Here is a 19,814-nt window from a genome sequence, read left to right as displayed (position 1 = left end):
CAATAAGTGCTGTATCGTTTAAATCAATGTCGTCTGAGCAGGTTGTTAATATAATTAAAAAATCAAAATGTATTATTGATGTGCCTCATTTGGCTCAAAAAGGGCTTACGATGAGGACGATTGAAATGTTAGGTGCGGGAAAAAAAATTATAACTACTAGTTCGAGTGTGGCAGGTTATGATTTTTTTAATTCAAGCAACATTTATGTTGCTAATGAGCATAATCTTTCTGAAGTGAGTTCTTTTTTAGAAGAAGAGTATAAAGAATTGCCTGGGACTATTTATTCAAAGTATAGTTTGAGGTCATGGGTGATTAATATTTTAGGGCGGCGGTGATTTTTATACTTTCCGCGTTATCTTGTTTTTTTTGGTTTTCTGAGGTGCATTTGTGAAATATAATAGGGTTTTAATTACTGGTGGTGCTGGGTTTATTGGTTCATCCTTGGCTTTAGAATTAATTGAAAAAGGGTATGATGTTACAGTTTTAGATAATCTTTCCCACCAGATTCATGGTGAGGATTATAATGAATCACCCCTTTATAAAAAAATAGAAAATAAAGTCCTTTTTATTAAGGGTAATGTTCTGTCAAAAGATGATTGGACAAATGCTCTAGCAGGTGTTGATGTGGTGGTTCATCTCGCTGCTGAAACGGGCACTGGACAGTCAATGTATGAGGTTGAGCGTTATACGGATGTTAATATAAAGGGGACGGCGATCTTTTTTGATATTCTGGCTAATCAAAAGCATTCGGTTAAGAAAATAATAGTAGCGTCATCGCGCGCTATTTATGGTGAGGGCCGTTATTTTTCTGAAGGGTTTGGTGATGTTTATCCAACGGAAAGGAAAAGTGAAAATATGGCGAAAGGGGATTTCGAAGTAAAATGCCCTATTTCTGGAAATAAAGTTAAATTACTGCCTACCCATGAAGATAGTCTGATTCACCCTTCCTCCATTTATGGTATCACTAAGCAAGTACAGGAACAGATGTTTCTTGTTATGGGGAAGTCATTGAATATTCCTGCTGTGGCTTTCCGATATCAAAATGTGTATGGTGCTGGTCAATCATTGACTAATCCGTATACGGGAATCCTTTCTATTTTTTCGACTCGTATAAAAAATAATAATCAGATAAATATATTTGAAGACGGACTTGAGAGTCGTGATTTTGTTTATGTTGATGATGTGGTCCGTGCTACTATTCTCGGGATTGAAAAAGATGAAGCAAATTATCAGGTGTTTAATGTCGGGTGTGGAGAACCGATTAGTGTTTTGCGTGTCGCCAATGAATTAAAGTCTGCTTATTGCTCGAGTGTAAATATCTCTGTTTCAGGGAATTATCGATTGGGAGATATAAGACATAACTATGCGGATTTGACTAAGATTCGTAATGTTCTTGGTTTCGAACCTATGGTCTCTTTCGAAGAGGGAATTGGAAGATTCACGCGTTGGGTGAATTTACAAGAAATTAAAGAAGACACATATGATTATAGTTTGAATGAGATGAAGGAAAAAGGGTTATATAGATAGTTGTTGATCTCTTCCCTTTGTTCAGTACCGGTGTAAAGTAGAGTTTTCGGCCCATTTTCTCCGTAAAAAAGAGGTCATCCGGCATGAAAAAGTCGCGATTCACCGAAGAACAGATTGCGTTTGCCCTGAAGCAGGCCGAAACCGGCACGCGGGTAGAGGAAGTCTGCAGAAAGATGGGGATTTCCGAAGCCACCTTTTACAATTAGAAAAAGAAGTTCGGCGGCATGGGCGTGACGGAGCTGCGCCGGTTACGACAACGGGAGGAAGAGAACCACCGTCTGAAACGGCTGGTGGCGGACCTGAGCCTGGACAAGGAGATGTTGCAGGACGTCATCCGAAAAAAGTTCTGAGGCCCGTGCAAAAGCGTGAGGCAGTGGCGTATCTGCTGGAAGCTTACCGTATCGGACTGCGTCGCGGCTGTCGTCTGATGATGCAGAGCCGCACGGTGTATCACTACCGCAGTTGCCGTGATGACCGGGCCGTCACACAGCGGATAAGGGAAATTGCCGAAACCCGTATTCGTTACGGCGTTCAGCGCATTCATATTCTTCTGCGTCGGGAAGGCTGGTTGATTAACCATAAGAAAACTCACCGTATTTATTGTCAGGAAGGTCTGAATCTGCGGACAAAGCGTCCCCGCCAGCATGTCACCGCCAGACAGCGACGTGCACGTCCGGCAGTCAGTGTAGTGGGCCCGTGCTGGAGCATGGACGTCGTTGCTGATAATCTGTTCAACGGGCGTCGGATACGGGCGCTAACTGTAGTCGATAATTTTAGTCGGGAATGTCTGGCGATCCAGGTCGGTCAGGGGTTGCGCGGCGAGGATGTGGTCGCCGTGATGGAGTGTTTGAAACAGTTACGCAAGCGCGTGCCGGGACGGCTGCAGACCGACAACGGCAGCGAATTTATTTCCAGGTCGTTGGATCCATGGGCCTATGAAAACAAGGTGACGATGGACTTCTCACGGCCCGGAAAACCGACAGATAATGTGCTGATCGAGTCATTTAATGGCAATTTTCGCGATGAATGTCCACGGGTTCCTGTCACTGGAAGATGCGCAGGAAAAGGTCGAGCGCTGGCGGCAGGAATATAACCAACAAAGGCCCCATTCCTCGTTAAATAACCAGACTCCGGAGGAATTTGTCCGAAGTCTGCAAAAAGGTCCGGATCTCTAATTTAGCCTGGCACTGATATTGGGAAGAGATCAGATTGATTTTTTATTTTTCTACATGTCAATTTTTGCTTAACTTAGAATGGTTCTGGTAGTTGCTGCTATTTCAGTGCTTAAGTATTGTTTAGCTGTATTGCCTGGACAGTAATACGAGCGGGTAGCTATTGCTGCCTGCTTGTAACTAAGGCAGGATGGCGTCTCTGGGTTTGTCCTGTCTTTCTTGTTGTATTTCATATGAAATAAATTAAGGAAATTTAGAAATGAGGAAAGCTCTCCTTACATTGGCTATCACACTGGCTATGTCCACCAGTACTTTTGCTGCTGCTCCTGCTACAGGTGCTGGAGCGGGAACCGCAACTAGTGCTGGGGCTGGAGCTGGTACAGGCGCTGCTGCTGCTGGCGCCAGTGCTGCTAGTGCTGCGGCAATCGGCGGTGTGACTGCTGGTGCTATAGCTGCAGGTGTTGCAGCTGCTGCCGCTATCGGTATTGCTGTTGCAGCTTCGTCTAGTAACGATAACTCAGGCGGTTCTACTACTGCTACCAGTACGACCGTTTCTACCACTACTACCACTCGTGGTTGATAGATTGTAATTCAAAGGCCACTTCGGTGGCCTTTTCTTATTTTATGATGATGTCTGGCGAGAAAAATATTAATGATACGAAGAAGAAAATCGCAGCAATTTATCCGTACATTCTGGGTTTTTCCTTTTTTCTCTCTGCTGCTTTCTGGCTGTTCGCAGCAGCAGACATTGGTTCGGCAAATGGTCGGGCAGGCGATTTGGGGGCAAGACAATACATCTGTGACACCAGAACAGGTCCGTCGGTTGCCTTATGCTTCCGCTTATTTGAAGCTCGGTAAGATCCCTCAAGCGTTTATAGTACTGGCATTTGCAGAAAATCATCAATTGAAGTGGCTTTCTGCAGATAAAGGGATTGTGACTACTTCTGTCGGGGGGCGTCTGATAAAAACCCAAGATCTGGGGGAGGATATCCTACAGGTCGAAAATATTGAACAAGACCCACTAACATTGGGGTTGCTCAAGCCGGGTACACCTAAGCAGTGGCATACACGAATCTATTGGCGACTGGTATTCCGCGGTGGATATGATGCTCAGTCCCGCTTTGAACGAGTGGGTATGGAAACAGTCACTATTCTGGATAAACCTCGTCAACTGGTGCGTTTTGATGAGCAGGTCGCTTTTCCTTCCCTTGGAAAAGCCTACACCAACCACTATTGGCTTGACCCTGAAAATGGTCAGGTTATCAAGAGCCACCAGTATATGGGGCCGGATATGGCGTTGGTGGAATTTACTCTGTTGAAACCCTATGCACAATAAAGGGGTCTTATGCTGTTTTTTAAAAATTTAACCACAGCAATATTATTGGTGAGTGGTGCAGCAGGCGCAGCGACATTGACCATTAACTATACCGGGCAGACGCCTCAGATAATTGAATTGGCTGATGGCACTCGTCTGGAACAATTTTACGCGCAGCAACCTTTGCCTTCGGACGTTAACTGGCAAACGGCATTGATTGCAAATCTAGCGAAGACTGAACAGACGAAAGTGCAAGGGCAGGTGCTTCAAGATAAGTTGTATAGTTTGCAAAATACGTGGCGCAATCGGGATGGTGATTACGCTGTGGCTGCCTGGTATCTGGCTCAGGCCCTAAAAAATATCAACGTTGCCGGGCGTATCCAGACAGAACTTGATCCAGATAAGGTTCGGTTGTTTATCAACCAAAACCGGCCATTAGTAGGGCAATATTCGCTTTATTTGGCACCTTACACCTCGAAGGTATCTTTATTCGGATTGATCAGTCTGGATATTGATATCGGTACGCCACGTGTATTCAAGGATGTGGAGTTGAAATCGGGTTGGTCAGTCGAACAGTATGTTCAAGGGTATCGCTGGTTACCTGGTGCGGATAAAAACTACGGCTATCTGATTAATGGTGCGGGTACCTGGCGTAAAGTACCTATGGCGATATGGAACCGTAAGCATATTGAACCTGCAGCGGGAGAAACGCTGTTTATTGGGTTTGATCCCACGATATTGCCTGACGATATGGCATCCCTGAATGATCAGATTGCCGACTATCTTGCAAACCGGATTCCACGCTAATGGCTAAGAAAAAAGAATTTAAGTTACATTATTTATCTCTGGTGATTAGTAGTCTTTTGGTTGCTCAGGCGCAGGCTTCCAGCCCTTCAGAAGATAATCTTGCCGGTCAAACCAATCCCAATGCCTATTTCCATCCCGCGGGTGTCTCTCAGAGCGATTTCGGCGGTGTTGGTTTGTGGCAAATGCCGACTGCGCGTATGGCAGATGCTGGTGAGTTCAGCGTCAATTATCGGGATAATGATCAATATCGTCGTTACTCGATATCAATGCAGTTTACCGATTGGCTGGAAGCCACTCTACGCTATACCGATGTGCGTACTCGTCTTTATAGTCAGGTTGAAAGTTTCAGTGGAAATCAGACTTATAAAGATAAAAGTTTTGATATTAAAGCCCGTATTTGGCAAGAGGATCGATTACTTCCTGAGGTTTCGTTTGGCCTGCGTGATATTGCAGGAACCGGATTGTTTGATAGCGAGTATGTGGTAGGCAGTAAACGTTTCGGGCCTTTTGACATCACGTTGGGAATGGGTTGGGGCAATATGGCCCAGAGCGGTAATATTTCCAACCCCTTCTGTTCGGTATACAACAGTTTCTGCAACCGTAATAATAGCTTTAGTGGGCAGGGTGGTCAGTTTGAGGTTAAGAATTTTTTCCACGGCCCGGCGGCATTGTTCGGTGGTATTGAGTACCAAACTCCGTGGGATCCGTTGCGCCTGAAATTAGAATTTGACGGCAATGATTACAGTCAGGAATTTGCCGGGCGCATCAATCAGGATTCCCCTATTAACGTTGGCATGGTGTATCGACTTGGTGATCTGCTGGATACGTCCCTCTCCTGGCAACGTGGTAACACCTTGATGTGGGGAATTACCCTGCGTACCAATTTTAATAAACTCCGGCCTAATTATTTGCACAATGAGATGCCGGTTTATGCACCAGTACAGCGTAAACAAGGCGGAACTGACTGGCAGCAGGTAACGTCGGAACTTAACGACAAAGCAGGGTTCGGGCAGTCCGATATTTATACTGACAATAAGCAGCTCACGTTGATGGCCAGTCAGACTAAATACCGCGATATGGATGAAGCAGCGCAGCGTGCAGCATTGGTGCTGGCTAACCATGTGCCCACTAGTGTCAGCGAATATCATATAGTGACCAAAAATCAGGAACTGCCGATTAACAGCGTGCATGTCGATGCTAATGCGTTGCGTCAGCAGCAGACGGCATCGACCCCACTGGGGCAGCCTGAACCGGAAGTTTTGCGTCGTGAACCATTGCAAGATGTTCAAGGACAGCAGGTGGTAAACACGGTTCCCGAACAGTTTAGCTACTCTATAGATCCATCGCTCAAGCAATCGTTCGGGGGACCGGAGTCCTTCTACATGTATCAGGTTGCTGCAAATGTTTCTGGGCATCTTTACCTGACTGATCACTGGAGTGTGGATGGCTCGACGCTTATCAACATTGTTAACAACTACAACAAGTTCAATTTTAAGACCCCTCCCAGTGATACGTCGGCATTGCCACGTGTCCGCACCTGGATTCGTGAATATGTCACCTCATCGGATGTTTTGCTAACCAGTCTGCAATTGAACCGCCGTGACCAATTAGCCCAAGACTGGTATAGCCAAATGTACGGTGGCTATCTGGAAATGATGTACGCTGGTGTAGGTGGGGAAGTGTTGTACCGCCCTTATGGACGGAGCTGGGCCATAGGATTGGATATGAACTATGTCAAACAGCGTGACTGGAATGATACGATGCGACTGGCTGACTATGAGGTCATGACTGGTCATCTGACAACGTACTGGGAGCTTCCGTTCCTGAAAGGTGGGTTGGCAAAAGTCAGTGTTGGTCGTTATCTGGCAGGCGATAAAGGGGTGACATTAGATCTGTCCAAACGTTTTGACAGTGGCATTGTGATGGGCGCTTATGCTACCAAGACGAATGTCAGTGCAGTAGAGTACGGTGAAGGTAGTTTTACCAAAGGACTCTATGTTTCTATTCCGTTTGATTTACTCTTCCTGAGTCCGACGACCAGCCGTGGTGCATTTGGTTGGGTGCCGTTAACGCGTGATGGCGGACAGATGCTGGAACGTCAAAGTACGTTATATGGGGTTACCCGTACTCAACGTTAAAGCGGTAATACTATTAAAGCGGTAATACTATTAAAGCGGTAATAGTATTAAACCGTTATTTAGTAGCTGGCGTCTTGGCGCCAGCTACATCAACAATATTGATGTTGTAGTATTAATAGCGGTTTAACAACGAAGCAACGGTTGCTTTGGCACCCTTGTCTCGTAGCGACAGGTAGGCAGTGGTCAGTTCGTCTACCCACGCTGCGTTACCGGGCAGGTCATCGCCAAACAATGCGCTGATGGACAACAGACCACGGACTCGCCCGGCATCGTCAGCGGTTGTGCTGACGATTTGCTTTAACGTAGCGGCCAGCGGATCGCGGATATCGATAACCTGGCCTGCATCATCAATGCTGCCGACGTAACGCATCCATCCAGCCACGCCCAACGTCAGTGCGCGGTGGTCGCTGCCGTGAGCCAAATGCCAGCGCAGCGAGGCCAACATGCGTTGGGGCAGTTTCTGACTGCCATCCATAGCAATCTGCCATGTGCGGTGTTTTAGCGCCGGGTTGGAAAAACGTTCAAGCAGTTGATCGGCATACGCGCTTAGATCCACGCCGGATACCTGCAACGTCGGTGCTTGTTCCTGCAACATCAAGTGGCGGACTGCCTTACGGTAGTGCAGGTCGTCCATACAGTCATTGATATGCTCGTAGCCGGCCAGATAACCGAGGTAAGCCAGAAAAGAGTGGCTACCGTTGAGCATACGCAGTTTCATCTCTTCAAACGGCAGCACGTCATCTACCAGTTGTGCCCCTGCCAGTTCCCAGTCGGGACGGCCAGCCACAAATCTGTCTTCCACCACCCACTGAATGAACGGCTCGCAGGCGATGCCGCACGGGTCCGTCACGCCGATGGCTTCAGCAATGTGGCTCAGCGTTTCCGGTGTGGCCGCCGGTACGATACGGTCCACCATGGTATTGGGGAAGGTCACGTGCTGCGCTATCCAGTCCGCCAGAGCGGGATCTTGCAAGCGTGCTGCGTCCATCACCACTTGTCGGGTAACTTTGCCGTTTTCCGGCACGTTATCGCAGGAAAGCACCGAGAAGGGGGGAACACCCCGTTCACGACGCAGGCGTAGCGCTTCCGCCAGTAATCCCGGCACCGATGTCGGTTGGCGTGGTTGGGCCAGATCCTGCTGTACTAGCGGGTTGTTCTGGTCCAGCTCTCCTTTGTTGCCCGAACGGCAATAACCTTTTTCGGTGATAGTTAACGAGACGATAGAAACGACAGGGTCCGCCAGTTGTTCCAGAATCGTCGCTATTCCTTCCACACGGGCGTGCAACGACTTACAGACCGCACCAACCACAATCGCCTGATTACCGTGGGCTGCTTTCTCCAGCACGGTAAACTGATGATCCTGACGGCGCAGAGCGGAAATCAGGGTGTCGTCGCTAAATAACACCACTTCGCAAATTCCCCAATCGCCGCCCTGACGGTTGAGTACCCTATCCGTCAGCAGCGCCTGATGTGCGCGGTGGAACGCACCAAAGCCAATGTGCACGATACGGGGTTTCAACGACTGACGATCATAGCGTGGGTGTTGCACGGCGGCGGGAAGCGCCGTATTGGATAGATTTTTTTCGTTGCTGGACAAACTGTTACTGGACATAGCTGGCGTCCTGAAAAGAGAAAATTTAACCGCCCAACCTTAACGGTCTTTCGGCTGGGCGGCAACTGTCATATAGCGTGTTCTGAAGCCGGTTCACAGAGTCATGCCGACGCTTTCGCTCTACTTGCCTGTGATGTCGGGTTCAGCACCGGTCGGGGCCGGATAAACCAGGCGGGCAATATCGCCAGGAAAAAGAACATCGCCACCATGAAAAAACCATCCTGGTAAGCAAACATTTGCGCTTTGGGCGTCAGTATCGATTCCAGGTAGGTCATGATACCGGGGTTGATGCGGGTACTCAGCGGGTCGCCAAGCGGATTGCCGCCGTAACCAAACAGCAGGCCAAGCTGGCGGATGGCGTCGGTACTGCGGATATTATCCAGCGTTAGCGACTGTGCCAGCATCTGGCCGTGAAAAGTGGCGCGCCGTTCAACAAACACCGACAACAGGTTGACCCCCATTGCGCCGCCCAACTGACGGATGAAATTGAGGCTGCCTGCGCCCTGTGCCAGTTGTGCTGGCGGCAGCGCTCGCAGCGCGCCGGCGTTCATGGCAGGAAGCATCACCCCAAGCCCGATGCGTCCGACGACAATCCACCAGGCCATAGTCCAGAACGGGGTATCGGTGTCTGCCGCGCTGGACAGCCAGCAAGACAGCCCGAACAGCAGCAAACCCGCAATCACCAGCAGGTGGGGCTTGAGTTTGTCGCTGAGCGACCCTGCGAGCGGGAACACCATGCCGAGCGCCAGTCCTGCCGGCATTAGCAGCAGGCCGGAGCGGGTAGGGGTATATCCTTGAATGCTCTGTACAAACAACGGGATGATGTAGGTTGAGCCATAAATCCCCGCACCCAGTGCGAACGCCACGATACAGCCGGAGGTAAACGCCGGGTTGGCGAACACCCGCAAGTTAAGCAGCGGATACGGCGTGGTAAATTCGCGGATGATAAACGCTAGCGTAGAGATCACGGCGGTAGTCAGCAGGCAGAGAATGAAGAAGGACTCCCAGCCTTCGCGTTGCCCGTTGGAAAGCCCAGCCAGCAGCGAGGTCAGCGCGATGATCAGCAAAATGAACCCCAATGTATCGAAGCGGCGTGGCGTGCTGTCGGCTGCTGTACTTTTAGCGGGGAGGATCACCCCTGCCGCAGCGATCCCTGCCAGACAAAACGGCACCACCACCATGAAGACTGCGCGCCAGTCAAGCTGGTCAACCATTAATCCGCCGGCAGCAGGTCCCAGCGCAGGCGCCAGTACCACTCCGACGCCGTAAATCCCCATCGCTTTGCCGCGTTCCGATACCGGGAAAACTTGCGAGATGATGATCATCGCCAGCGGCTGGATTACGCCGCTGGCGCCACCCTGAAGAATACGGGCAAGGATGACTTCGGTGCTGTTCTGGCTAAAGGTACCGAGCAGGCTGCCAACCACGAACACCGCCAATGAACCGACATAGGTGGCGCGGTAGCCAAAACGCTCCAGCGTCCAGGCGGTGATCAGCATGGTCGCGGTCATTGAGGCCAGAAACGCGGTAGACAACCACTGTGCCTGATCCTGACCCATGCCGAATGCGCCCATAATGTCACGCATCGCTACATTGACGATGGTTGCCGTGGCTGTGGTGGCGATGGTGCCCAGCATGATGGTAACCGTCGCCAGCCAGCGATAGCGGTGACCAAAACGGGCGGCCTGGGCTTCAATCGGCGACATTGATGCTGACTTCCGCCATCAGGCCCGGTTTCAGGCCGCTGTTTGGGTCATCCAGAGCGATACGCACTGGTACGCGCTGGGTGATTTTGGTGAAATTACCGGATGGATTGGGGCTTGGCAGCAGCGCAAACTGGTTGGTGGCGGCATTGCCAACCCGGATCACATGGCCGCTGAAATGTTTCTCCGGGTAGGCATCGACCTGGATATCTACAGTCTGGCCGACCCGCACCTGACCAATCGCGGTTTCTTTGATATTGGCTTCCACCCACAGATTACGCGGATCATGGACCAGCATGATCCACTGACCGGCCTGGGCGTAACTGCCCACATTGACGATAGTGCGATCCACCACGCCATCTACCGGAGAACGCAGTGCCCGGTCGGCAATTTCCTGTTTGAGTTGATCAACCTGTGCCTGCAACGCGATTCGCTGCTGGCGCTGCATTTCTATCTGCCTGTCAAGTACTTGCAGGGTGTTGCGCTGTGCCAGGGCGTTGTTCAACGCCGCTTGCTGAGCGTGACGCTGGGCTTCGGCTTCGTGCAGTTCGCTCTGGCGTTGCAACAGCATAGTGTGAGATTCATCCCAGGTTTTGCGGGCGGTCAGGTTGTTTTTCAGCAGTTGATCGTCACGCTGGAAATTGCTCTGAGCCAGGCTAAGCTGGTAACCGGCATTGCTGACGGCGGAGTCGCTTGACGCCAGCTTTGCGCGAGCCTCATCCAGTGTGGCCTGCGTCGTGAGGTCGGTGACCTGACGCTGGGTCTGGCTGTAGGTAATTTGCGCGTCCGCCGCAGCCAGACTCCCTTCCTGCTGCGCCAGCCGCAGGCGGGCATCGCGATCATCTATCTGTGCCAGCAACTGGTCTTTGCGGATGACGTCGCCATCGATAACCGGACGGGCTGTAACCCAGCCGTTTTCCCGGCTGGCCAGTGAGATGACTTCTCCCATTACGTGGGCGTCCGTTTCGCTGATGTGCGTGAAGCGCTGGTGAAACCAATAGGCCAGCATGAGCAATGCCACTAACAGCAAGGCGGTGCCGGTCAGTAAAAAGGTACGCTGGCGCTGGCTCAGACGCTGAAATTCCGCCAGTCTGGATGCGTGTTTATTCATGAATGACCGTTTTCGCTTCGGGAAAGATTCGCAATAACCTGATTGATAACCCGGCTAACCTGTTGAATATCTTGTTCTGATATCCCGTCCAACGCCTGATTACGGACCTGCCCAGCGATGGATTCCACCTTCTCCACCTGTTCCAGCCCGATAGCGGTAAGATGAATCTCGCGGAAACGACGATCATTTCCCTCTCGCCGTTCAATAAGACCCTGTTTTTGAAGGCTATCTAATACTCTTACCACCGCGGAGGCATCCAGCCCTAATGTTTCAGCCAGCGCTTTCTGGTGGATAGCCGTTTTTTCACGGGCGATAAACAATAAGGGTAGCCAGCTGGCTTGGGTTAATCCGTAAGGCTGTAATTCCCGGTCAATAACCCGGCGCCACAGGCGGGTAGTTTGCCCCATCTGGATGGCGAAGTGGCGGCGAGCGGAAGATTCGGTCTGTGACATGATGAAGTCCATGAGGTAGATGATATTTCATTAGTTAACAAGTCAATTAATGATAAGTCAATTGATTTTGTGAGGGTAAGAACAACAGTGCTACAGACCTGCTAAGACACATTACGCTACGTACAGGTGTGGGAAGGTGATCTTGTTAATAATACCTAACACGATGAGAGTTAAAGGTCGGATCAGATAGGATGGCGAATAAGGAGTAACCGGGCTGAAAAACAAACAGGGCAGCGTAAGCTGCCCTGTGAACCGGATGAATATCCAGAGATTAGGATTTGCTGGCGTCTGCAGCAACTGGCGCGGCGTTGGTAACCACTGGCTGAGCCACAGGGGCTGCCGGTTGTACGTTATCCGGTGTATTAGTCTGCTGAATGGCCGGCATCTGCGGAGCCGCTGGTGCGATATTTTCTTCGGGACCGTTCACTTTCGTCGGCATACCCATACGGTTTTGCAGCGCCTGATTAACCGAACTTTCGCTTACGCTGGCGTCTGCCAGTACCTTGGTTACTGCCGGGGTCAGCTTGAGCGGCACCGGTACGTCGGAGTTGAACTCTGCTTCAGTACGAGACAGCGGGTTGTGAACTTCGACATAGCGTGAACCATCCGGCTCCACCGTGGCTTTCACCGGTTCGTTGATAAACTGGACGCGAGTGCCGACCGGAACATGGTCAAACAGGTATTTGATGTCTTTGTCGCGCAGACGAACGCAACCGTGGCTGACGCGCAGACCGATACCGAAGTTGGCGTTGGTGCCGTGGATGGCGTACAGGTTGCCGATGTAGAGCGCATACAGACCCATCGGGTTGTCCGGACCGGCTGGGTAAACCTGAGGCAGGTATTCACCGCGGGCGGCATATTCTGCGTGCATGGCGGCAGTTGGCGTCCAGGTCGGGCGCTCTTTCTTGCGCTGAACTGAGGTTACCCAGTTGATTGGGGTATCTTTGCCGAGCTGGCCGATACCAATCGGCAACACCACCACGGTTTTGGAACCTTTCGGGTAGTAATACAGACGCATCTCGGCACTGTTGATCACGATGCCTTCACGCGGTGCGTCGGGGAGAATCAGTTGTTGCGGCACCGTCATGGTGCTGCCGGGTTTGGGCAGATAGACATCAATGCCCGGATTGGCTTCCAGCAGGTTGCTCAGGCCCATCTGGTACTGGGCGGCAAAGTGCTCCAGCGCATCAGTGCTGCCGTTGGGAATGGTAACTTGAATATTTTCTCCCACCAACCGGCTATTCGGGGCTGGCAATGGATAAACCACGGCGAGAGCTGTCTGGCTGAAAGCAGCCGCCGCCACAACTAATGTCAAGATCGCGCGAATACTCATTTTCATGTCTTTGTTGAGTGTTAAAAGCCATTGCGGCAAAGGAATTGTTGTTATCTGGATCATAAAATCCAGATGCGCATTATATGTGCAGAAGGTCGGCAGGAAAACCAGATGTACAATCAATTACATTAAAGTGGGTATCAGGGACATGAGGTGATGACGAAAATGGACAAGCCGCGTGGCTGATGCGCTTTAGAAATAATCAGGGAGCGGTTGACCGCTCCCTGCGTAAGCCGTGTCACCGGCATTATTCCTCGGTGTTTTTTTCCGCTTTGCCTGCCAGCAGGCTGAGGAAGTCGTAGCGTCGGCGCAGGTCTGCCTCTGCTTCTTCATACAACCGGGCGGCGGCTTCCGGCTGCTGGCTGTTGAGCCGACGAAAACGCTGCTCATTGAGCAGGGTTTCGCTCAGGCTGGCTGACGGCGGACGCGAGTCCGTTACCAACGCCGATTTGCCTTGCGCCGTGCGGCGCGGATCGAAGCGGTACAGCGGCCAGAAACCGGTCGCGGTCAACTGACGCATCTGGTCGTGACTAAATGCCAGATCGTAGCCGTGTTCTTCGCAAGGGCTATAGGCGATAATCAGCGACGGACCCGGCCAGGCTTCCGCTTCCTGAATTGCTTTCACGGTCTGGTTAAGTTGAGCGCCCAGTGAAATCTGTGCCACATAGACGTGGCCGTACATCATGACCGTAACACCGAGGTCTTTGCGCGCTTTGCGTTTGCCTTGCTCGCCAAACTTGGTGACCGCGCCGAGCGGAGTAGCCTTAGACTGCTGGCCGCCGGTGTTGGAATAGCACTGGGTGTCGAGCACCAGCACGTTGACGTTTTCCGACAGGCTCATCACGTGGTCAAGGCCGCCGTAGCCGATGTCGTAGGCCCAGCCGTCGCCACCAATCAGCCAGATGGATTTATCCACCAGATGGTCGGCGTCTGCTGTAAGTTGACGGGCATCGGCGCTGTCGATGGCGCTGAGTAACTGACGCAGGCGAACAATCTGTTCACGGCGTGTATCAACGGCGACTGACTCTTCCCGCAGGTCGGCTATCAGGTCGGCAGGCAACTGCGGCTTGAGCTGTTCCAGCAGGCGCAGCGCACGCTGGCGATGCTGGTCAACGCTCAGACGGAAACCCAGCCCGAACTCGGCATTGTCTTCAAACAGCGAGTTGGCCCAGGCCGGTCCGCGGCCATTAGCGTCAGTAGTCCAGGGCGTTGTCGGCAGGTTGCCGCCGTAAATCGAAGAGCAACCGGTGGCGTTGGCGACCAGCAGGCGGTCGCCGTACAGCTGGGTCAGCAGCTTGATGTACGGTGTTTCGCCACAGCCGGAACACGCGCCGGAATATTCGAACAGCGGTGTGATTAACTGCGAGGTGCGAATGTCGATGCGTTCCAGTTTGCCGCGGTCGATTTCCGGCAGCGTGAGGAAAAAGTCGTAATGCGTTTTCTCCGTCGCCACATGCTCCAGCCGCGGTGCCATGTTGATGGCTTTGATCTCCGGATTCTGGCGATCTTTGGCTGGGCATACTTCTACGCACAGGTTGCAGCCAGTGCAGTCTTCTGGTGCTACCTGCAACACGTACTTCTGACCACGCATGTCACGAGCCTTCACCTCTAACGACTGCAATGAAGTCGGTGCGTCGGCCATGGCATCGGCTGGTACCACTTTGGCGCGGATAGCGGAGTGCGGGCAGGCGGCCACACAGTGGTTGCATTGGGTGCAAAGCTCCGGCTTCCACAACGGGATTTCTTCGGCGATGTTGCGCTTTTCCCATTGGGTGGTACCGACCGGCCAGGTGCCATCCGGCGGCAGGGCGGATACCGGCAGGCTGTCGCCCAGTCCGGCCAGCATGGCGGCGGTAACGGTTTTGACGAAATCGGGCGCAGCGTCGGATACCACCGGCGGGCGGCACGGGCTGGCTGGATTTACCCTCTCCAGCGCTACTGTTTCCAGCGCATCTAACGTTGCATCTAGCGCCCGCCAGTTGCGTTCCACCAGTTCCTGACCTTTGCTGCCGTAGCTGCTGGCAATGGCGGCGCGGAGTTTGTCGCGTGCATCGCCGCCCGGCAGAATTTGCGTCAGATGGAAGAACGCCATTTGCATCACGGTGTTGATGCGGGCGCCCAACTGGCATTCACGGGCGATTTTCGCGGCGTTAATGCAATACACGCGTGCCTGACGCTGGTTCAGCCCAGCCTGGACTTCCTGCGGCAATCGGTGCCACAGGTCATCAGCGCTGTAGGGGGTGTTGACAAGGAAGATGCCGCCGGGTTTCAGGCGCTCCACCATGTTGTATTTGTCGATAAACTGCCACTGGTGGCAGGCTACGAAATCCGCCTGTTCAATCAGGTAGGCCGAATGAATCGGGTGTGGGCCGACGCGCATGTGGGAAACCGTCAGGCTGCCGGCTTTTTTGGAGTCGTAAACGAAATAGCCTTGTACGAACAGCGGGGTCGAATTACCCACGATTTTGATCGAGTTCTTGGCGGCGGATACGGTGCCGTCGCTGCCAAGTCCATAGAACAGTGCTTCCAGCGAGGCCTGAGTCGGCATCGGTTGCTCAGACAACGGCAGCGACAGGTGGGTAATATCGTCATAAATGCCAACGGTAAAGCGAGGTCTGGGGTTGGTAAGCGCCAACTCTTTATACGTCGCTTCTACGCATTGTGGGGTGAACTCTTTCGAAGATAAGCCATAGCGACCGCCAATTACCTTCGGCATAAGTGGGCGCTCACCTCGTGAGAACGCCTCCGCCAGCGCGGTCATTACGTCCAGATACAGTGGTTCAGCCTGTGCGCCCGGCTCTTTGGTGCGGTCCAGTACTGCGATGGACTGCGTGCTTTGCGGGATAGCCGCCAGCAGGTGTTGAGCGGAAAATGGCCGGTAAAGCCGGACTTTCACCACACCGACTTTCTCGCCGCGCGCTAGCAGGGTGTCGATCACCTCTTCGCAGGTGCCGACGCCGGAACCCATCATCACGATAACGCGGGTAGCATCGGGATGACCGTAATACTCAAACGGTTGATACTCACGGCCAGTCTCGCGGGCGAAGTCGTTCATCGCCTGTGCAACGTGGCTGAATGCCGCGTTGTACCACGGGTTGGTGGCTTCGCGTGCCTGGAAGAAGGTATCCGGATTGGACGCGGTGCCGCGAATAACCGGATGTTCAGGAGTGAGCGCTCGCTCACGATGTGCGTCAATCGCCGCCTGCGGCAACAGGGTACGTAATTGTGTGTCGCTCAGCGGTTCGATTTTGTTGATTTCGTGCGAAGTGCGAAAGCCGTCGAAGAAATGAATAAATGGCAGGCGGCTGTTTAGGCTTGCTATTTGAGAAATCAGCGCGAAGTCTTGCGCTTCCTGCACGTTGCTGGCGCACAGCATGGCACAACCGGTCTGGCGCACCGCCATCACATCCGAATGGTCGCAGAAAATCGATAACGCATGGGTCGCCACGGTACGTGCAGCGACGTGCAGCACAAACGGCGTCAACTGACCAGCCAGCTTGTACAGCGTTGGGATCATCAACAACAAGCCCTGCGATGAGGTGAACGTGGTGGATAACGCGCCGGTTTGCAGTGCGCCGTGCACGGTGGCGATGGCACCGGCTTCAGACTGCATCTCGATTACCCTGGGCGTATCTCCCCAGATATTTTTACGTTCGTCGCTCGACCAGGCTGCTGCTTGTTCGGCCATGGTGGAACTGGGGGTGATAGGGTAGATAGCGATAACTTCATTGGTGCGCCAGGCGACTGAAGCAACCGCGTTATTCCCGTCGGTGGTAATCATGATTTAACCTCCTTGCTGAATGATGATTACTACAGGGTGGTTATTATCACCGTTCAGCGGGTTTTGTTGACCGATTAATAGCTCACTAGGTTGTTGCAAGATGTGTATGGCGAGCAGGCGGCGTAGCACAGGGTCGGCAATAATACCAGTTCACCAGCGCGTTGTGCAGTTCCCGAAACAGGGTCATACCATCAACTTTACCGATATCACATTCTTATCAGGAATATAACGCCAACGACAAAAAGCAATATTAATGTATCGTTAATGAAATTAGATTGTATTGGTGGGAAGCAAAGGTACGTGCTGATGAGGGTTTGACAGAAGCCGCGTAAAATTTCGGCATTTGTCTACAAACCGGTTCGTGCCAGTGGAAGGATAGGCATCTGCGCCTATGCTGAAAATAACGTATCAGGTCTTCTGATGATTCAGGCATTAGCGACAGATCAGCAAAAAAACCAGACGCGACCATTTAAGGATAATTGTTCATATCAGGAATAGCTTTTTCGCGGTTCAGGTTGATTATCGACTTTAACGAAGGAACAGCACTATGTTTATCGATCTGAGAGACAAAATGATATCGGTATTAACCCGAATTCGTGACAGGGGTTATGGTCCGGAAGACGCCATCAACCATATTGTTCAATCTCTGGGCAGCCGTTATAGCGATGTGTCCAAAGTCAACGTGCTGACCTCGAAACTGATCGCCGATGTGATTCATTCCGCCTATCAGGATGCAACCACCCCGCTGGAGATAGCAGAAATTCTGCGCATACTTGGCTACGCCAGCCGGGATGTGGTGGGGGGAATTCACGAGCAGTTTCCGCAATTGACACCGGAAGATGTTGGTCGTCTGGTGCTGCATGAGAGGGTTTACCCCAGCTCCAGTCGCGCTTCGTTTATCGCCGCGATGACCTACGGCGGATTTTCCAACGAAGAAAGTGAGCAGGCTGCGAAAATTCTGTATTCCTGATAGGTCACTTACTGGTGCCGTCAGGTCTTGTGGGATGTGGCCGGTGTGTTTCGCCGGCTACCGCGGATGTCGGTCAGGGGCGTGCACCGATAATCGGTCACGCAATACGCTAACTGTTGCGGTTATTTTAGTAGCAACCGGATACCTAACATTGCCATCACGGCACCGCTGACACGGTCAAATCCGGTTTTAAACCGCAGGTAGACGCTGCGTGGCCTGGCTGACGAGAGCAGCAACGCCACCAGGGCATACCAGAGAAAGTCGATAACGAATGCCAGCAATGGCAGTGTGACGTACATCCAGCCTGCAATCTGCTGATTAAGCAGTGCGGCAAATACGCTGCCGAACACTAGCGCAGTATTGGGGTTGCTGAGTTGCGTTAATAGTCCCAGCCGAAAAGCGTGGGTTTGAGGTGCGGTGGGGCTATCGTATAGCTCTGGCATGGCGTGGCTGGGTCTGGCGCGTAACAGCCTGAACGCCAGATAAAGAAGATAGAGTCCGCCAGCGATTTTTAGCGTCTGATAAAGCCAGGGAACGGCGAGCAGCAGCGATTGCAGGCCCAATAGCGCTATCAGTGCGAAGATAGCTGCACCTGTGCCCATCCCCAGTGAAACCGCGAGGCTGGCGCGTCGGGATGCAGCCAGCGCGGTACGCGCAACCAGAATAAAACTTTGCCCTGGACTCATCGCGCCGAGTGCCAGAACCCCGCCGATAGCGGCGATAGCGTGTATGTCGTTTCCCATGCTTTGCTCCCCAATCAGTGATAGATAGTTATTTTTATCCTCTATTTCGGTGTTGACGTAAACTAGTGTCATTCAACAGGTTTTCAGGAATAACAACGATGAAACGAAACGCCATGATGCTGGCCGGTGCGGTATTGCTGGCCGGGTGTGACCTGAAACCCACAGTGGAGCCGGTGAACCCGGTGCTGGCCGGTCTTTCCAATATTTTTGGCTTTGATGCGTTACGCGGTAAAGTGAAGCACTTCACGCAAACCCAGACCGATGAAGCCGGTAAGGTCACGGCATATGTTGAGGGGACGTTTGATGCTAACGGGTGCATCATGGCACTGCGCACCTATCAACCGGAGATGAGTCTCGACCTGGATATGGTCCGTCACGGGCAGGCGCTGGTGGAGCAGCGCACTCATCAGGCGTTATTCCAGTTGACGGAGCATTGCCAGTTGGCAAACACCACAGATGGTCGCCTGAGCTATCGGTCGAATGACCAGCACGCCATTACGGAAGTTATCTACCGTGGTAGTACTCGTGATAGCACCGGTGACAGTGCAAGTGATGGTGCAACGCCGATGGCGAATTACCGTTATGATGATCAGGGATTTCCGGTCAGTATGACGTTTGTTTCACCGAAAAACGGCAGAGTGACCCGCGTTGAGATGCAAGACGATGCGCCGGTGCAAAAACGGCTTGATGCCACGGTGATCGTCAAAGAAAACAACGAGCAAACCAGTGTGACCCGCACCACATGCCAGTATGACTCGCACTTCAATCCGCGCGAGTGTCAGGTGCTGGTATCGAATGGTAAAGGGGTCACACAAACGGTCAGTACGCTAACACACACCAGCAACATCGAGTATTACTAAGGTGTCCGGCAAGCGGCGAAGCATACAGCATTGGGCGCGATAGTGGTTACTCCTGCACCAGCCATTCGTCGGCTTCGCTAAACATCTCTTCGATAATCCGGTTAATGGTGGATTTGTCCTGTTTACTGGCGTTGGAGTTGATGGCGTTGGCCTGCATCGGCTTTACTTTGATTTCCGCGTCCGGAAACACCCGGTGAATTCGTTTGGCGAGTTCGTTTTTAATCTGTTCTGCTGCGTTGGGTAGCCCACTCACGTTTCTTTTATCGTAAACTAATTCTACGTACATATTA

General features: G+C 52.2%; 15 protein-coding genes and 2 pseudogenes. 9 read left to right on the top strand and 8 right to left on the bottom strand.

Annotation, left to right across the window (positions count from 1 at the left end; translation table 11 throughout):
- The 7 genes and pseudogenes from Dpoa2040_RS18230 to Dpoa2040_RS18205 form a co-directional block, all read left to right on the top strand.
- A pseudogene (locus Dpoa2040_RS18230) lies at positions 1-335 on the top strand (hypothetical protein); the annotation flags it as partial.
- Between the two features lie 52 nt (positions 336-387).
- A complete protein-coding gene (locus Dpoa2040_RS18225; RefSeq protein ID WP_168642158.1) occupies positions 388-1,527 on the top strand; it encodes an NAD-dependent epimerase/dehydratase family protein in 1,140 nt (379 codons plus the stop codon).
- A gap of 83 nt (positions 1,528-1,610) precedes the next feature.
- Positions 1,611-2,702: pseudogene (locus Dpoa2040_RS18220) on the top strand (IS3 family transposase).
- Positions 2,703-3,013: 311 nt separating this feature from the next.
- Positions 3,014-3,136, top strand: coding sequence for a hypothetical protein (locus Dpoa2040_RS18485; protein WP_256376392.1), 123 nt, complete (start codon positions 3,014-3,016; stop codon positions 3,134-3,136).
- Positions 3,137-3,351: 215 nt separating this feature from the next.
- The gene (locus tag Dpoa2040_RS18215) at positions 3,352-4,035 is read left to right on the top strand and encodes a YjbF family lipoprotein (RefSeq protein ID WP_168642157.1); all 684 of its coding nucleotides are present in this window, start codon (positions 3,352-3,354) and stop codon (positions 4,033-4,035) included.
- A gap of 9 nt (positions 4,036-4,044) precedes the next feature.
- Entirely contained in the window at positions 4,045-4,821 is a 777-nt protein-coding gene (locus Dpoa2040_RS18210) for a capsule biosynthesis GfcC family protein (protein WP_168642156.1), read from the top strand.
- The gene (locus tag Dpoa2040_RS18205; protein WP_168642155.1) at positions 4,821-6,959 is read left to right on the top strand and encodes a YjbH domain-containing protein; all 2,139 of its coding nucleotides are present in this window, start codon (positions 4,821-4,823) and stop codon (positions 6,957-6,959) included. The genes Dpoa2040_RS18210 and Dpoa2040_RS18205 overlap by 1 nt, the downstream gene beginning before the upstream one ends.
- A 112-nt stretch (positions 6,960-7,071) precedes the next feature.
- Here Dpoa2040_RS18205 and Dpoa2040_RS18200 read toward each other — a convergent pair whose 3' ends face one another.
- From Dpoa2040_RS18200 to nifJ, 6 genes are all read right to left on the bottom strand, one after another.
- Positions 7,072-8,571 carry a mannitol dehydrogenase family protein gene (locus Dpoa2040_RS18200; protein ID WP_210424020.1) on the bottom strand — a complete coding sequence of 500 codons (1,500 nt, stop codon included), beginning with the start codon at positions 8,569-8,571 and terminating at the stop codon, positions 7,072-7,074.
- A gap of 101 nt (positions 8,572-8,672) precedes the next feature.
- On the bottom strand, positions 8,673-10,277 hold the full coding sequence (locus tag Dpoa2040_RS18195; RefSeq protein ID WP_168642154.1) for a DHA2 family efflux MFS transporter permease subunit: 1,605 nt from the start codon (positions 10,275-10,277) through the stop codon (positions 8,673-8,675).
- A complete protein-coding gene (locus Dpoa2040_RS18190; protein WP_168642153.1) occupies positions 10,264-11,385 on the bottom strand; it encodes an HlyD family secretion protein in 1,122 nt (373 codons plus the stop codon). The genes Dpoa2040_RS18195 and Dpoa2040_RS18190 overlap by 14 nt, the downstream gene beginning before the upstream one ends.
- Positions 11,382-11,837: a MarR family winged helix-turn-helix transcriptional regulator gene (locus Dpoa2040_RS18185; RefSeq protein WP_168642152.1), complete on the bottom strand. Its 456-nt coding sequence runs from the start codon at positions 11,835-11,837 to the stop codon at positions 11,382-11,384. Before Dpoa2040_RS18185 ends, Dpoa2040_RS18190 begins: the two co-directional genes overlap by 4 nt.
- 271 nt (positions 11,838-12,108) lie before the next feature.
- Positions 12,109-13,170, bottom strand: coding sequence for a L,D-transpeptidase family protein (locus tag Dpoa2040_RS18180; protein WP_168642151.1), 1,062 nt, complete (start codon positions 13,168-13,170; stop codon positions 12,109-12,111).
- A gap of 247 nt (positions 13,171-13,417) precedes the next feature.
- Positions 13,418-16,951 (bottom strand): pyruvate:ferredoxin (flavodoxin) oxidoreductase, encoded by a 3,534-nt coding sequence (gene nifJ, locus Dpoa2040_RS18175; RefSeq protein WP_168642150.1) that lies wholly within the window; start codon positions 16,949-16,951, stop codon positions 13,418-13,420.
- 547 nt (positions 16,952-17,498) lie between these two features.
- Here nifJ and Dpoa2040_RS18170 point away from each other — a divergent pair.
- Positions 17,499-17,921: a hypothetical protein gene (locus tag Dpoa2040_RS18170; protein WP_042868692.1), complete on the top strand. Its 423-nt coding sequence runs from the start codon at positions 17,499-17,501 to the stop codon at positions 17,919-17,921.
- A 122-nt stretch (positions 17,922-18,043) separates the two neighbouring features.
- Here the strand turns inward: Dpoa2040_RS18170 and Dpoa2040_RS18165 are convergent, their stop codons facing one another.
- Positions 18,044-18,664 carry a LysE family translocator gene (locus Dpoa2040_RS18165; protein ID WP_168642149.1) on the bottom strand — a complete coding sequence of 207 codons (621 nt, stop codon included), beginning with the start codon at positions 18,662-18,664 and terminating at the stop codon, positions 18,044-18,046.
- A gap of 98 nt (positions 18,665-18,762) precedes the next feature.
- Here Dpoa2040_RS18165 and Dpoa2040_RS18160 point away from each other — a divergent pair, with 98 nt between their 5' ends.
- Positions 18,763-19,524: a YnfC family lipoprotein gene (locus Dpoa2040_RS18160; protein WP_168642148.1), complete on the top strand. Its 762-nt coding sequence runs from the start codon at positions 18,763-18,765 to the stop codon at positions 19,522-19,524.
- A gap of 46 nt (positions 19,525-19,570) precedes the next feature.
- On the opposite strand, the gene Dpoa2040_RS18155 is transcribed toward Dpoa2040_RS18160, so the two are convergent.
- Positions 19,571-19,810, bottom strand: a complete 240-nt coding sequence (locus Dpoa2040_RS18155; RefSeq protein WP_042868699.1) for a DinI family protein — start codon at positions 19,808-19,810, stop codon at positions 19,571-19,573.
- Positions 19,811-19,814 lie beyond the last annotated feature (4 nt).

Source organism: Dickeya sp. CFBP 2040 (assembly GCF_012273755.1).
In the GTDB taxonomy this organism is placed as follows: domain Bacteria; phylum Pseudomonadota; class Gammaproteobacteria; order Enterobacterales; family Enterobacteriaceae; genus Dickeya; species Dickeya poaceiphila.
This window is presented reverse-complemented; position numbering and strand designations above follow the sequence as displayed.

What these genes read in the sequence shown, in the direction of transcription:
- nifJ (WP_168642150.1), bottom strand. Translation starts at nt 16,951, where the DNA reads ATGATTACCACCGACGGGAATAACGCGGTTGCTTCAGTCGCCTGGCGC.
- Dpoa2040_RS18180 (WP_168642151.1), bottom strand. Translation starts at nt 13,170, where the DNA reads ATGAGTATTCGCGCGATCTTGACATTAGTTGTGGCGGCGGCTGCTTTC.
- Dpoa2040_RS18160 (WP_168642148.1), top strand. Translation starts at nt 18,763, where the DNA reads ATGAAACGAAACGCCATGATGCTGGCCGGTGCGGTATTGCTGGCCGGG.
- Dpoa2040_RS18185 (WP_168642152.1), bottom strand. Translation starts at nt 11,837, where the DNA reads ATGTCACAGACCGAATCTTCCGCTCGCCGCCACTTCGCCATCCAGATG.
- Dpoa2040_RS18190 (WP_168642153.1), bottom strand. Translation starts at nt 11,385, where the DNA reads ATGAATAAACACGCATCCAGACTGGCGGAATTTCAGCGTCTGAGCCAG.
- Dpoa2040_RS18170 (WP_042868692.1), top strand. Translation starts at nt 17,499, where the DNA reads ATGTTTATCGATCTGAGAGACAAAATGATATCGGTATTAACCCGAATT.
- Dpoa2040_RS18195 (WP_168642154.1), bottom strand. Translation starts at nt 10,277, where the DNA reads ATGTCGCCGATTGAAGCCCAGGCCGCCCGTTTTGGTCACCGCTATCGC.
- Dpoa2040_RS18155 (WP_042868699.1), bottom strand. Translation starts at nt 19,810, where the DNA reads ATGTACGTAGAATTAGTTTACGATAAAAGAAACGTGAGTGGGCTACCC.
- Dpoa2040_RS18200 (WP_210424020.1), bottom strand. Translation starts at nt 8,571, where the DNA reads ATGTCCAGTAACAGTTTGTCCAGCAACGAAAAAAATCTATCCAATACG.
- Dpoa2040_RS18210 (WP_168642156.1), top strand. Translation starts at nt 4,045, where the DNA reads ATGCTGTTTTTTAAAAATTTAACCACAGCAATATTATTGGTGAGTGGT.
- Dpoa2040_RS18205 (WP_168642155.1), top strand. Translation starts at nt 4,821, where the DNA reads ATGGCTAAGAAAAAAGAATTTAAGTTACATTATTTATCTCTGGTGATT.
- Dpoa2040_RS18215 (WP_168642157.1), top strand. Translation starts at nt 3,352, where the DNA reads ATGATACGAAGAAGAAAATCGCAGCAATTTATCCGTACATTCTGGGTT.
- Dpoa2040_RS18165 (WP_168642149.1), bottom strand. Translation starts at nt 18,664, where the DNA reads ATGGGAAACGACATACACGCTATCGCCGCTATCGGCGGGGTTCTGGCA.